This is a genomic window from Kitasatospora purpeofusca, assembly GCF_036010405.1.
In the GTDB taxonomy this organism is placed as follows: Bacteria; Actinomycetota; Actinomycetes; order Streptomycetales; family Streptomycetaceae; genus Kitasatospora; species Kitasatospora purpeofusca.
Window position 1 is genome coordinate 1,422,775 of the sequence record NZ_CP108561.1, and the last position, 14,053, is coordinate 1,436,827.

A 14,053-nucleotide genomic window follows, 5' to 3' on the forward strand; every position below is an offset into this window, starting at 1 on the left:
CCGAAGCAGGAGCGTTCCCATGACCGAAAGCCCGGAGCAGGACTACGACCCGGGTGACGTGGCCATCATCGGCATGTCGCTGCGGGCCCCCGGAGCCCGTACCAAGGAGGAGTTCTGGGACAACCTCGTCCACGGCCGGGAGTCCGTCTCCTTCCTGGCCAAGGACGACATCCACGTCGACGAGACCCTGATCCACAGCCCGTTCTACGTCCGGGCCTGCGGCGTGCTCGACACCTACGACCAGTTCGACCCGTCGGTGTTCGGCATCAGCGACCGGATGGCCGCCGCGATGACCCCGGAGAACCGGCTGTACCTGGAGAGCGCCTGGGAGGCGCTGGAGGACGGCGGCTACGACCCGGACCGGCTCACCGCCGAGATCGGCATGTACGGCGCCAACAACCCGCAGACCGCCGCGCTCTACAGCTCCCCGCCGGACCGGGTCTCGGTCGGCCCGGAGGCGATCGAGGCCAGCCTGGCGTGGTCGCCGGACACCATGACCTCCAACGCGCTGTACTACATGGGGCTCACCGGCGAGGCCATCACGGTCGCCGCGGTCTGCGCCGGCTTCCACTACGCGGTGCACCTGGCCTGCCAGTCGCTGCTGCTCGGCCAGACGGACATGGCGATCGCCGGCGGCTCGATGGTCCGGCTGCCGCACCCCCGCGGCCACCTGTGGGAGGAGAACCGGGTCCTGTCGAGGGACGGCCACTGCCGTCCCTTCGACGCCAACGGCACCGGCACCGCGCTGTCCAGCGGTGTCGTCACCCTGCTGCTGAAGCCGCTGGGCCGGGCCGTCGCCGACCGCGACCACGTCTACGCGGTGGTCAAGGGCTCGGCCGTCAACAACAACGGTGTCAGCGCGATGGCGTACGGCCTGGCCCAGCCCGAGCGGCTGAGCGCCTGCATCGCCAACGCGATGCAGGTCGGCGGCGTCGACCCGGAGACGGTGTCGATGTACGAGGCCAACGGCCTGGGCCTGCCGATGACCGACGAGCTGGAGGTGCACGCGGCGGGCATGGCCTTCGGCAAGCAGACCGCGACCACCTCGATCGGCGGCGTCAAGGGCAACGTGGGCCACGGTGGCGTGGTGTCGGGCGGCTTCGGCGCGATGAAGGCCGCGCTGGCGCTGTACCACCGGACGCTCCCGGCCACGATCAACCTGACCGAGGTGAACCCGGACCTCGACTTCCCCAGCACCCCCTTCGTACCGCAGCTGGAGACGGCCGCCTGGGACCCGGAGGCCGGCATCCGCCGCGCCGGCATCACCTCGATCGGCGGTGGCGGCTACAACGCCCACCTGCTGCTGGAGGAGGCGCCCGACGCCGCCCGGCGCGAGCCCGAGCCGGCGGGCCGGCCTCGGCTGGCCACCCTGTCCGCCCTGGACGACGAGGCGCTCGCCCGGCAGCGCGAACGGCTGCTGGCCCGGCTGGAGGCCGACCCGGAACTCCGGCTGGACGACGTCTGCTTCAGCCTCAACCTCGGCCGCAAGGTGATGGCCCGCCGCTGGGCGGCCGTGGTGCGCAGCCGCGAGGAGCTGATCGCGGCGCTGTCCGGGGACGCCGCCGGTGCGGCCGTCACCTCGACGGCCGCCGCCCCGCCGTCCGACCCGGGCGCCTTCGGCCGCACCGACCGCGGTCTGGTGCCGGCCGGCGGCGACGCGACGGCGCTGGCCGGGCTGGCCGCCGCCTGGGTGGGCGGCAGCCAGGTGGACTTCGGCGCCCTGCACCGGGGGGAGTCCGGGCGCCGGGTGCCGCTGCCCACCTACCCGTTCCGGCCGCGCCGGTTCTGGCGCACGGACTGGTGAGCATGACCACCTCCACACCGGTCCCGGCCCTGGAGGCCGTGGACCTGGGCGACCCGGCGACCTTCGCCGACCGGGCCCTCGACCTCGACGGGTACTGGCGCGCCCTGCGCGACCGCGCGCCGCTGCACTGGAACCCGCCGGTCGACGGCCGGCGCGGGTTCTGGGTGCTGTCCCGCCACGAGGACATCATCGCCACCTACCGCGACAACGTGAACTTCACCTCGGAGCGCGGCAATGTGCTCGTCACCCTGCTGGAGGGCGGGGACGCGGCGGCCGGCCGGATGCTGGCCGTCACCGACGGGCACCGGCACCACGAACTGCGCAAGATCCTGCAGCGGGTGCTCTCGCCGCGGGTGCTCGACGAGGTCGCGCGGACCGTCCGGGCCAACACCCGGCTGTGGATCCGGGAGGCGGTCGAGGCCGGCACCTGCGAGTTCGCCGAGGAGATCGCCAGCCGGATCCCGATGACCACCATCTCCAGCCTGCTCGGCGTGCCCGAGGAGGACCGGGACTACCTGCTCAGCCTGACGAAGGCGGCGCTCTCGGCGGAGGGCGAGGACGTCGACGCGGTCGACTCCGCGATGGCCCGCAACGAGATCCTGATGTACTTCATGGACGTCGTCGAGGAGCGCCGCGAGTCGCCCGGCGACGACGTGATCAGCATGCTGGTCGCGAGTTCGATCGACGGGGTGCCGCTGTCCGACGAGGACGTGGTGCTCAACTGCTACAGCCTGATCATCGGGGGCGACGAGACCAGTCGGCTGACGATGATCGACTGCCTCCACACCCTGGCGGCCCGGCCCGAGGAGTGGCGCCGCTTCAAGCGCGGCGAGGTCGCGGTCGGGACGGCGGTGGACGAGGTGCTGCGCTGGGCCTCGCCCACCATGCACTTCGGGCGCAGCGTCGAGCGGGAGACCGAACTGCACGGCGTCCGGCTGCGGCCGGGCGAGATCGTCACCCTCTGGCACGCCTCCGGCAACCGGGACGAGCGGGTCTTCGACCGGCCCGGGGAGTTCGACCTCGGTCGCGCGCCCAACAAGCACATGGCCTTCGGCTACGGTCCGCACTTCTGTGTCGGCTCGTACCTGGCCAAGGTGGAGATCGCCGAACTGCTCGGCGCCCTGCGGGACTTCACCACCGGTTTCGAGCAGACCGAGGAGGCGCGGCGGATCCGGTCGAACTTCCTGACCGGATTCTCCACGATGCCGGTGCGGTTCACCCCCGACCCCTCCGGACTGAGGGCCGCCGACGCCTGACGCCGGCCACCATCCGATCAGTGAGCGCAGGAGTGCGGATGAACATCTACATGTCAGGACAGGGGGCGTTCGCGGTCCAGGTCGCGGAGGCCCTGCTGGACGAGGGGCACAAGATCGTCGGCGCGGCCGCCCCCCGGCTCCGCAAGGGGAAGTCCGACGAGGGCGACGCGATGTCCTGGGACCGGCTGCGCTCCTGGGCGTACCACCGGGACGTCCCGTGGACGGATTCGGCGGAACTGCGGGCGATGCACATCCCGGACGGGGTGGACATCATCCTCGCCGCGCACTCGCACGCCTTCCTCGGCCGGCGGACCCGGGCCAGAGCCTCGGTCGCGACCATCGGCTACCACCCGAGCCTGCTGCCGCTGCACCGGGGCCGGGACGCGATCCGGTGGACGGTCCGGGACGGCGACAAGGTGACCGGCGGCAGCGTCTACCACCTCACCGAGCGCACGGACGGCGGGCCGCTCGCCGCCCAGGAGCACCTGCTGGTGCCACCGGGCTCGACCCCGCAGACCCTGTGGCGGGACCATCTGGCGCCGCTCGGGGTGCGGCTGCTGCTGAAGGTGGTCGCCGACCTCACCGCGAACCGGCGGATCGAGGTCCCCCAGGACGAGCGGCTGGCGACCTGGGAGCCCGCGATGGACGCGCCGCCGCTGTTCAAGCCCGAGCTGATCGCCCTGCCGGGCACCGACACGGTCCGGGTCGAGAGCGGCCGGTGGGCCCTGCACGACCGCTGAGGCACGGCCGCACGAGCGGATGGGGCCCGCAGCGGCCCGGCGGACCCGCGCACCGGTTGTCGTGCGCGGGCCCGCCGGGCCGTTCCCCGCCGGACCGGGGAACGCGGTGGATCCCCCCAAGGGGTCGTCCACAGCTGCAATGTGACGTACCATCTGCTGGTCACCGGGGCGCCCGCGCCTGGCCGGTCCGGGGCCTCGTCCTCGGCACGAAAGCCTGAGTCCCCATGCGCCCCTTCCCCGAACCCGACCCCGGCGAGCCCGCGCTCGGCTCCCCCGGCCGCTACCTGCTGTGGCTCGCGTCCGCCCACCGCGCCTCCGCGGTCCTCGCCGTCGGCTACGGCGTGCTCTGCACCCTGGCCCAGGCCTTCGTGCCCGCCGCGATCGGCCGCGGGGTGGACCGGGGCCTCATCGCCGCGGACCGGGGCGCGCTGGTGGCCTGGTGCGCCGTCGTCCTCGGCCTCGGGGTCACCCAGGCCGTCGCCGGCACCCTGCGCGACCGCTGCTCGGTGACCAACCGGTTCGGGGCGAGCTACCGCACCATGCAGCTCGTCACCCGCAAAGCTGCCCAGCTGGGCGCGGAACTGCCCCGACGGGTCTCCGCCGGCACGGTCGTGAGCGTCGGCGCCACCGACATCACCCGGATCGGCGCCGCCCTGGAGAGCACCGCCCGCGGCGGCGGCGCGGCGGTGTCCATCGCGGTCGTCGCCGGCGTCATGCTGACCGTCTCCTGGCAGCTCGGCCTGGTCGCCCTGGTCGGCGTACCGCTCTCGGCGGCGGCGATCGCCGCGCTGATGAGGCTGCTGCACGCCAGGCAGCACCGGCTGCGGAAGGAACAGGGCGCGCTGGCGGACCTCGCCGTGGACATCGTCGACGGACTCCGGGTCCTGCGCGGCATCGGCGGCGAACGGGTCTTCGCCGACCGGTACCGCGAGCGCTCGCAGCGGGTGCGCCACGAGGGCGTCCGGGTCGCCGGCGTGGAATCGGGCGTGGCCGCCGGACGGCTGCTGCTGCCCGGACTCCTCGTCACCGTGATCGTCTGGCTCGGTGCCCACTTCGTCGGCACCGGCCGGATGAGCCCGGGCGCGCTGGTCGCCTTCTACGGGTACGCCGTGTTCCTCGCCGAGCAGCTGCGCCGCGCGACCTCCATGGTCGACCAGCTGACCAGGGCGCTCGTCGCGGCCCGGATGGTGACCGACCTGCTCGCGATGGAACCCGGGCTCGGCTCGGGCGACCGGGAGCTCGACGCCGAGGCCGCGCGCGGGCCGCTGCGGGACCCCGGATCGGGCCTGGAGATCCCACCGGGCCGGTTCGTCGCCGTCGCCTGCGCCCGCCCCGACGACATGCTGGTGCTGGCCGACCGGCTCGGCCGGTACGTGGACTCCCCGGCCACCCTCGGCGGCACCCCGCTGGCCGAGTTCCCGCTCGCCGAGGTGCGCCGCCGGATCCTGGTCGTGGACCACGACGCCCGGCTGTTCTCCGGCGGGCTCGCCGCCCAGCTCGATCCGCACGGGCCCAACAGCAGCCCGAACAGCAGCCCGAACAGCGGAACGGACCGGCTGCGGAGGGCGCTCGACACCGCCTCGGCCCACGATGTCGTCGAGGCGCTGCCCGAGGGCCTCGACCAGGAGATCACCGGCGGCCGGGAGTTCTCCGGCGGCCAGCGGCAGCGGCTGAACCTGGTCCGCGCCCTGCTCGCCGACCCGGACACACTCGTCCTGGTCGAACCGACCAGCGCGCTCGACGCCCACACCGAGGCCCGCGTCGCCGAAGGGCTCGGCGCCCACCGGCACGGCCGGTCGACCGTGGTGTTCACCACCAGCCCGATCCTGCTCGACCGCGCCGACCACGTGGTCCTGGTCGAGGGAGGAGCCGTCGTGGCCGAGGGCCGCCACGGCGAACTGCTCGCCGACGCCCGCTACCGGGCGGTCGTCACCAGGGAGGTGACGGTGGCATGAGCACCCTTCCCGTCGCGACACCCCGCGAGGTGCGCGCCTACGCCAGGCGCCTCGCCCTCCGGCACCCCGGACAGCTCTCGTACTCCCTGCTGCTGCACGCCCTCGCCACCGCGGCGGGACTGGTCGCGCCGAAACTGCTCGGCGGACTGGTCGAGGACGCGGGCCGGGGCGGCGGCGTCGACGGCGCCACCGGCACCGCGCTGGCGATCGGCGCCGCCGTCGTGGCCCAGGCCGTCCTCACCCGCTTCGCGCTGCTCGCCTCGCTGCGGCTCAGCGAGAAGGTGCTCGCCCGGCTGCGCGAGGAGTTCGTCGACCGGGTGCTCGCCCTGCCCCTGGCCGCGGTGGAACGGGCCGGCCCCGGCGAGCTGATCACCAGGACCACCCGGGACATCGACGTACTGGCCGGCACCGTGCAACTCGCCGTCCCCGACACCCTGGTGGCGCTCGCCACGGTCGCGCTGACGCTGGGCGCCGTGGCGCTCACCGCGCCGGTGCTGGTCCTGCCGTGCCTGGTCGCCGTGCCCGTCCTGTGGCTGTCGACCAGCTGGTACCTGCGCCGGGCCCGGGCCGGCTATCTGCGGGCGAACGCCTCCTACGCCCGGCTCACCGGGGGCCTCGGCGAGACCGTCGACGGGGCGCGCACCGTGGACGCGCTGCGGCTGGCCGACCACCGCTCCGCCCGGGCCGACGAGGACATCGCCGAGTCCTACGCGGCCGAGCGCCGCACGCTCCACCTGCGCAGCGTCTACCTGCCGATCGCCGACACCGGCTATGTGCTGCCGGTGGTCGCCACCCTGCTGATCGGCGGCCTGCTGTACCTCGACGGCCACGTCTCCCTGGCGGCCGTGACGGCGGCCACCCTGTACGTGCAGCAGATCATCGGCCCGGTGGACCGGCTGCTGTACTGGATGGACGAACTGCAGGTCGGCGGGGCCTCGCTGGCCCGGATCCTCGGCGTGCACGGGCCCGCGTCGGAGGCGGGCAGCGTGGCCGCGCCGGAGGGGGCCGGTGCGGCCGGGTCCGACCCGGGCAGTGCGGGCGCCTCGGGCCGTCCGGGTGCCGGGAAGGACATCGTCCTGAAGGGTGTGTCGTACGCCTACCGGGAGGGCCGGAACGTCCTGCACTCCGTCGATCTGACGATCCGGGCCGGGGAGCGGATCGCGGTCGTCGGTCCGTCGGGCGCCGGGAAGAGCACGCTCGCCGGACTGCTCGCCGGACTGCACACCCCCACCGCCGGCTCCATCACCATCGGCGGCACCGCGATGGCGGCCGTCCCGGTGGCCGAACTCCGCCGCCGGATCGCCCTGGTGACCCAGGAGCACCACGTCTTCCGCGGCACCCTGCGGGACAACCTGCTGATCGCCCGGCCGGACGCCGGGGAGCGCGAGCTCGAACACGCGCTGAAGGCGGTCGACGCCTGGGACTGGGCCTGCGAACTGGGCCCGGACACCGAGGTCGGCTCGGGAGCCGCGCCGCTCTCGCCGATCCAGGCGCAGCAACTGGCCCTCGCCCGGCTGGTGCTGAGCGATCCGGTCGCCGTGGTCCTGGACGAGGCCACCTCGCTCCTGGACCCGCGCGCCGCACGGCAGTTGGAACGGGCCCTCGCCGCCGTACTGGAGGGGCGCGCGGTCGTCGCCGTCGCCCACCGGCTGCACACGGCGCACGACGCCGACCGCGTCGTGGTGATGGAGGACGGCCGGATCACCGAGACCGGGAGCCACGAGCAGCTGGTGCGGCAGGGCGGTCCGTACGCCCGGCTGTGGCGCTCCTGGCACGGCGACCGGTCGGGCTGACCGACCGGTCACAGCACACGGACGCACCCCCGTCAGGCCGGGCGGGACGCGGGCCGGTGCCCCCAGGCGGTGAGCATGCCGGCCGCCAGGGCGGCGCAGTCCTCGGAGTCCAGGTAGCGGATCGCCTCGTCCACCGCCGCGTCGTCGACCTGGCCGGTGGCGAGCATCGCGGCCCGGCTCCGCTCCCAGGTGTCCGCCCAGAACCGGCTGATCGGGCTGCCCGGCAGCAGCGGCGGTACGTGGATCTCGGCGGCGACGCGTTCGAGCCCCGCCGCGCGCAGCAGTTGCGGGTACGCCGGCACCCGCGAGACGTCGGTGCCGATGGTGGCGCGCAGCCCCTGCCACATCGCCCGCATCGCGGTGCTGTACGGGGTGCGGGGCGCCCGGTCGCCGGTCAGGTCGACCGCGTCGCTGAGCACCAGCACCCCGCCCGGCTCGACGAGCCGGGCCAGTGCCCGGACCAGCCGCTCGCGGTCGGGCAGGTGCATCAGCACGAAGCGCGCGTGGACCAGCCGGAACCGGCCGGGGGCGAAGTCCGGGGCGGTGATGTCGGCCTCCCGCACCTCCAGCCCGGACACGGCCCGCTCGGCGAGGAAGCGTACATCGCGGTCCACGGCGAGCACTTCCGCCACCCCGGCCTCGTCCAGCAGCCTGCGGGAGACCGTGCCGGTGCCCGCCCCGATGTCGAGGCAGCGCCACCCGGGGCCGACCCCGAGGGCGTGCAGCCGGGCCATGGTGACCCCGTCGTAGGCGAGCGCGCCGAAGTCGATCCGCTCACCCTCCCCCGCCTGCTCCGGCCGGAACACCGCCTCGCCGTAGCGCCCTCCGTCCTCCTGGTCCCCGGTCACGGGCCCTCCCCCCGTACAGCGGCGGGTGGCAACGGATCGTCGAAGAGTTCCACGGCAGGGCCTTTCGCTCACAGGACCGGCGGACGGACCGCCCTCACCGATCCTCCCCCTCCCCCGCCCCTCACCCCCGAGGCGCGCCGCACCACCCGCACCTCGCTCGACCCGAGCAAATCCCCACCCTGCCCCCACCCGCCCGGCCCGCCCGACCCGCAGGCCGCTCCGGGTATGAACTTTGCAAAGTGCGACTTTGCAAAATTTCGCCCAGGCCCGACCCGGTCGGGCCTGCCTCACTTGTCCGACCTGCTCGCAAGCCCTACTGACCCGATCAGTGGGCGGCTCAGTTCCGCAGTTTGCACAGCCACGCACTGTGCAAAGTGCGTGGCTGTGAAAAACCCTTCCTCGACCATCCGGGGCACATCGGATGTGCAGCGCCCGCAAGCTCGCTACGGCAGCTTTCTGTAGCTGCCTGGACACGAGCCGCGGGGGTCGGCGGTGGGGGACATCAGCAGGACGTTCGGGGCGTTCGTCTCGCTCCGGCGGTCGACCCTGGGGTGGACCCAGATCCGGCTGGCCGGCGAAGTCGGCCGCAGCGAGGACTGGATGTCCCTGGTCGAGCGGGACATGCAGCAGGTGAAGGACCTGACGCTGCTCCAGCGGCTGGCCGATGCGCTCGGTGTAGAGCTGGGCACGCTGATCGCGTTACCGCAGCCGGCCTCCGAGCGAGCGAGATCACGCCCTAGGAAGGTCGCCTCCGCTACGCTGGCGAGCACTTCCGCTGCCGAGGAGGACGATGTGCGACGCCGCCCGTTCCTGACCCTGGCGGCTGCCGCCCTCTTCGCCCCGACCGCCGGCCAGCGGGCCGCGCATGCCGAGGAGAAGGCATCGCTGGCCGATCTGGAGGACCTTCTCCTGTACGGGGCCGGCCGGATTCCGTCTCCCCGCCGTGAACCGTCCCAGGCGACGGTCGCCGCTTCGCTGGTGACGTCGCGCCAGGAGTTCAAGGCGGCCCAGTACGACCTCCTGGCCCGCGCCCTGCCTGGTCGGATCGCGGCCGCTGAGATGGTCGGATCGGCGGAGGAACGGGCCCGCAACGTCGCCCGGCTCTACAACATCGCCGTCCGGCTGTGCATCAAAGTCGGCACCAACAACCTGGTGGCCATCACCGCGGACCGCGCGCTGACCGCCGCCCGGCTGGGTGGAGACCCGCTGATCACCGCGGAGGCCCAGCGCATGGTCTCCAGTTCCTGGCGCCGCCAGGGCAGCCTGGCTCGCGCCACCGACATCGTGGTGGTCGCCGCCGAAGACCTCCTCGCCGATGCTTCCGTCTCCGAGACCGCCCGGCTGGCCACCCGCGGAGACCTGTACGCCACCGCTGCCTACACCGCCGCGAAGACCGGCGACCGCTCCTACGCGCACGCCCTGATCCGGGAGGCCGCCGACAGCGCTGCCGTAGCAAGCCGGTCCTCCGGCCTGCTGGACGGCGTCCAGGGCGTCGCCCTGCACGAGCTGTCGGTGCACTACGAACTCGGCGACGCCGGCCGCGCCATCGAGATGGCCGCCACCATCGACCCCGCCGCGCTGCCGACCGCTGAGCGTCAGGCCCGCTTCTTCACCGACGTGGCCCGCGCGTTCGACCAGTGGGGCAAGCCCGAGCAGTGCTACCGGGCCTTGCTCGCCGCTGAGGAGGCCGCACCACAAGAGGTCCGCAGGGGCGCCGTGCGCGACCTCGCCACCGGCCTGCTGCGGCACGACCGCAAGCTTCCCGGTGTCCGGGGCTTCGCCGCCCGCGCGGGCGTGCAGATCATCTGACCCGTAGCCGGACTACGGCCCGTAGCCCGGCTACGGATCCGGCATCCCGCCCGGCAGTTCACTGGGGAACGTCCACCCCTCCCCCTGCTGCCGAAGGCCCTCCCATGCCAACGCACAGCACCGCCACGCCCTCCGACGGACCCCGGCACGCCGCACCGGACCGGGACCGCCTCGGCACCTTCCTGACCGCCTCCTGGACCGCCCTGCACCTGCCCGTGCTCGTGCTGCTCGGCCTCGCGGTCGACCACCGGGCCGAGGCCCGCCCCCAGATAGCGGCCACCATCCCGGACCTGCCCGTCCCGTAGGCCCAGAGGTCGTCACCACGACCCCCCCCGCACGTCTTCCCCTCCCTCGCCCGAGAGGAGAACCGGCCATGCACCGGCTGACCGACGCGCCCCGGATCGACACCGACCTGGAGCACATCGACTACCGCACCACACCCGCGTACTACATCGACACCGAACAGGTCACCGACCCGGTGGTCCTGCACCTGCTGAACTGCTGCCCGACCGTGTTCGGCCTCAAGAAGGCCATGGTCGACCTGCTGGCCGGACACCTCGGCATCGCGCTCCCGGAGCCCGCCGGAACCGTCGAGCCCGGCGCGACAGTCCGGGGCAACGTGGTCGTGGCGGCCGGGGCCCTCATCGCCGAGGGCGCGTTCGTCACCGGCCCCGCCCTGGTCTGCCCCGGCGCAGTCATCGAAGCCGGCGCCCGCGTGCGCGACAACACGGTCATCGGCCCCGGCTGCCGGATCGGGTTCGGCGCCGAGGTCACCCGCTCGCTGCTGACCGGCGGGGTCTTCATGAAGCACACCAGCTTCGTCGGCGACTCCGTGCTCGGCCTGGGCGTCAACATCGGCGCGTTCGTGTCCACCACCGGCCTGCGGGTGACCTCCGGCCCGGTCACCGAACCGGCCACCGAGGAGGTGTGCGCCCACCTCGACGGCCACCGGATCGCCACCGGCCAGACCAAGTTCGGCGCCGTGGTCGGTGACGGCGTGATCGTCCCCGCGGGCACGGTCCTGCAGCCCGCCACCCTGATCGGCGCGCACACCCTGCTCTACCCCAAGACCCAGGTCGGGGGCTTCTTCCCCGCCGGAAGCCAGGGAAGGTAGCCATGCCCACCACCGACACCCCCGCGACGACCGACGAGCGCGCCGTGCACATCACCGGCGGCCGGCCCCTGACCGGCACGGCCACCGTGCAGGGCAGCAAGAACATCGCCCTGCACCTGTACGCCGCCGCGATCCTGGCCGACGACCCGCTGACCCTCGTCGGCGCCCCCGAGATCCTCGACCGCCCTCGTGATCGCCGCCCTGGCCGCCGAAGGCACCTCTACGATCCGAGGGATGTACCACCTGCGGCGCGGATACGGCAGCCTGCTGCCGAAGTTGGCCGCGCTCGGTGCCGACCTGACGATCAACCAGGAGCAGTCGTGAACCTCACCGTGCCGTGGAGCCCGAACGCACTCGTCGACCTGCGCGAGTGCCTGGACCTGATGACCGCCGACGGCACTGTCCCCGGCGGCGTCATCGCCCACGGCACCTTCGACACCGAGCCCGGATTCCTGACCTCGGGCATCGTCGCCCCCGAGTGCGGCGATGCCCTACCGGGTCCGGACACGGTGTACGACGTGGCGTCGCTGACCAAGGTTCTGGCCACCTGGCCGCTGGTCGGCACCTCCGTCAACGAGGCTTTCACCCTGGACACTCCGGTCCGCGAGCTGCTGCCCGACATCCCGGCCGAGGCACCCGGTGGCCGGACCACGGCCCGCCAGATCCTCTCCCACACCTCCGGCCTGCGGGCCGACACCCGCCTCGACCGGTACCGGGGCCGCACCGAGCCACTGGCCGAACTGATCTGCGGCGAAGACCTGATCGCCGAACCCGGAGCCGGCCACCGCTACATCAACCGCGGTTTCATCCTCATCGGCCTGGCCCTCGCCCACACCCAGGGCCACCGCCTGGACGAGCTGGCGGCCGACCTGTGGCAGAGCCTCGGAATGACCGCCACCGCCTACGGGCCCCTCACCCGCTCCGCGCGGGTCGCGCCGACCGAGCAGCGACTGCCGGGCGGCCCCCGCCTCTGGGGCCTGCCGCACGACGACAACGCCGCCCTGCTCGGCGGAGTCGCCGGCCACGCCGGGGTGTTCACCACCCCGGCCGACCTCGCCACCTTCGCCACCCACCTGCTGGCCGCCCATGCCACCGGCGGCCCCCTGGGCCGCTGGCTCACCGCCAGCATGCAGCCGCAGGCCGCGATCGAGCCGGGCCTCGACCGTGGTCTGGCCTGGATCCTCGCCGACGAGGGCAGGGTCGCCTACCACCACGGCTTCACCGGCACGAGCCTCTACCTGGCCCCGGCCACCGGTCGCTACCTGGCCATCTGCACCAACGCCGTCTACCACCACCAGGACAACCGCACCCGCCTCGTCCCGCTGCGAGCCATCGCGCTGAAGGCGATCACTGACGAACCGTAGGAGGCCCCGTGCCCCACCTCACGCTCGCTTCCCTCACCACCCTGCGGCTCGGCGGCCCGGTCGGCGAGCCGCTGTACGTCTCCGACCACGACGACTGGCAGGAGCTGGTGCACACCGTCGGCCGCCGGGAGGAGTACAGCCCCCTCACCCTGGGCCACGGCAGCAACGTCATCGCGTCCGACACCGGGCACCCGGGCACCGTCGCCGTCATGAACACCCGGGGCATCACCGCGAAGCGGCAGGACGACAACACTGTCCTTGCAACCGTGCTGGCCGGCCACCCGCTCACCGACCTCACCGCCTGGGCCGCCGCCGAACATCTGTCCGGGATCGAGTGCCTGGCCGGAATACCCGGCACCGTCGGTGCCGCCCCGGTCCAGAACGCCGGTGCCTACGGCCAGCAGGTCGGCGACACCCTGGACCACCTGACCGCCTGGGACTGGGACATGGGCCGACTGCGGACCCTGCCCGCCCAGGCGTGCCGACTCCGCCACCGCGACAGGCGCTTCAAGCACGACCCGGGCCGCTGGACCATCCTCACCGTCACCTTCCGCCTGACCCGCTCCCCGGCCGCACCCATCTCCTACCAGCCGCTCGCCGAGGAACTCGGCGTCCAGCCCGGAACCAGGCCACCGGTCAGCGAGGTCACCGCCGCCGTCCTCGCCAACCGGCACCGCCGCGGCCTCCTCCTCGACCCCCACGGCCCCGACGCACGCCAAGCCGGCTCCGTGTTCCTCAACCCGCTCGTCACCACCGCCCAGGCCGCCCGCTGGTCGGCGGCGGGTTGCCCCGTCCACACCGACAGCGACGGCCAGCTGCGGGCCGGCGCCGGATGGCTCCTCGAACACGTCGGCTACCGACCTGGCCAGAAGATCGCCGACGGCGTCCGATGCTCGGAACGCCGCACCCTCACCCTCACCGCCCACAACAGTGCAACCGCCACCGGCTTCAGCCAGGCCCTCACCGACCTCGTCCGGCAGGTCGAGCGAGCCACCAGCATTACGCTCCACCCCGAGCCAGTACGGGTCGGCGCCTGGCCTTGAGGCCCACTTCTCTGGTCTCAGTTCTGGTCCTGGTCCCCCGTCCAGCCGCGTTCGGCAGCCGACCAGCAACCTGCTCCGCCGCAGTTCAGGACGGGTACGGACCCGGCGGACGGCGTTCGGGAGAATTGGAAAGCCTGTTGGGGGCAACCCCTCACGAGTTCGAATCTCGTATCCTCCGCCTCTGCCAGCCGTGGCAGCACGAAGGCCCAGCGACGGGCGGTACCACCGGGTTCCGGACGTGATGTCGCTACGGCGGCTGGGAAGACCCCGTGTGGTTGTGGTGGCCGGCGGCGGGCTCGGTGCGGCTTCGCGGCTGTGTGGACGGAC

11 protein-coding genes are annotated in these 14,053 nt (G+C 73.4%); 10 read left to right on the forward strand and 1 reads right to left on the reverse strand.

The genetic code is table 11. The features are described 5' to 3' along the window. Positions 1-19: 19 nt before the first annotated feature. The 5 genes from OG715_RS06210 to OG715_RS06230 all read left to right on the forward strand — a co-directional run bounded on the left by OG715_RS06210 (position 20) and on the right by OG715_RS06230 (position 7,548). Positions 20-1,804 (forward strand): type I polyketide synthase, encoded by a 1,785-nt coding sequence (locus OG715_RS06210; protein ID WP_266276646.1) that lies wholly within the window; start codon positions 20-22, stop codon positions 1,802-1,804. Positions 1,805-1,806: 2 nt separating this feature from the next. Next, the gene (locus OG715_RS06215; protein WP_266276644.1) at positions 1,807-3,060 is read left to right on the forward strand and encodes a cytochrome P450; all 1,254 of its coding nucleotides are present in this window, start codon (positions 1,807-1,809) and stop codon (positions 3,058-3,060) included. 20 nt (positions 3,061-3,080) lie between these two features. Continuing rightward, a complete protein-coding gene (locus OG715_RS06220) occupies positions 3,081-3,800 on the forward strand; it encodes a formyltransferase family protein (RefSeq protein ID WP_266276642.1) in 720 nt (239 codons plus the stop codon). A gap of 224 nt (positions 3,801-4,024) precedes the next feature. Next, complete coding sequence (locus OG715_RS06225) at positions 4,025-5,755, forward strand: ABC transporter ATP-binding protein (RefSeq protein WP_266276640.1); 1,731 nt, start codon at positions 4,025-4,027, stop codon at positions 5,753-5,755. Further along, positions 5,752-7,548, forward strand: coding sequence for an ABC transporter ATP-binding protein (locus OG715_RS06230; RefSeq protein WP_266276638.1), 1,797 nt, complete (start codon positions 5,752-5,754; stop codon positions 7,546-7,548). Before OG715_RS06225 ends, OG715_RS06230 begins: the two co-directional genes overlap by 4 nt. 32 nt (positions 7,549-7,580) lie before the next feature. Here OG715_RS06230 and OG715_RS06235 read toward each other — a convergent pair whose 3' ends face one another. Further along, entirely contained in the window at positions 7,581-8,396 is an 816-nt protein-coding gene (locus OG715_RS06235; protein WP_266276636.1) for a class I SAM-dependent methyltransferase, read from the reverse strand. A gap of 492 nt (positions 8,397-8,888) precedes the next feature. Here OG715_RS06235 and OG715_RS06240 point away from each other — a divergent pair, with 492 nt between their 5' ends. The 5 genes from OG715_RS06240 to OG715_RS06260 all read left to right on the forward strand — a co-directional run bounded on the left by OG715_RS06240 (position 8,889) and on the right by OG715_RS06260 (position 13,726). Next, the gene (locus OG715_RS06240) at positions 8,889-10,205 is read left to right on the forward strand and encodes a helix-turn-helix domain-containing protein (protein ID WP_266276634.1); all 1,317 of its coding nucleotides are present in this window, start codon (positions 8,889-8,891) and stop codon (positions 10,203-10,205) included. Positions 10,206-10,309: 104 nt separating this feature from the next. Continuing rightward, positions 10,310-10,510: a hypothetical protein gene (locus OG715_RS06245; protein ID WP_266276632.1), complete on the forward strand. Its 201-nt coding sequence runs from the start codon at positions 10,310-10,312 to the stop codon at positions 10,508-10,510. Between the two features lie 68 nt (positions 10,511-10,578). Further along, entirely contained in the window at positions 10,579-11,319 is a 741-nt protein-coding gene (locus tag OG715_RS06250) for an LbetaH domain-containing protein (RefSeq protein WP_266276630.1), read from the forward strand. Between the two features lie 2 nt (positions 11,320-11,321). Continuing rightward, positions 11,322-12,683, forward strand: coding sequence for a serine hydrolase domain-containing protein (locus OG715_RS06255; RefSeq protein ID WP_266276628.1), 1,362 nt, complete (start codon positions 11,322-11,324; stop codon positions 12,681-12,683). Positions 12,684-12,691: 8 nt separating this feature from the next. After that, entirely contained in the window at positions 12,692-13,726 is a 1,035-nt protein-coding gene (locus OG715_RS06260) for a UDP-N-acetylmuramate dehydrogenase (protein WP_266276626.1), read from the forward strand. The last annotated feature ends 327 nt before the right edge of the window (positions 13,727-14,053 follow it).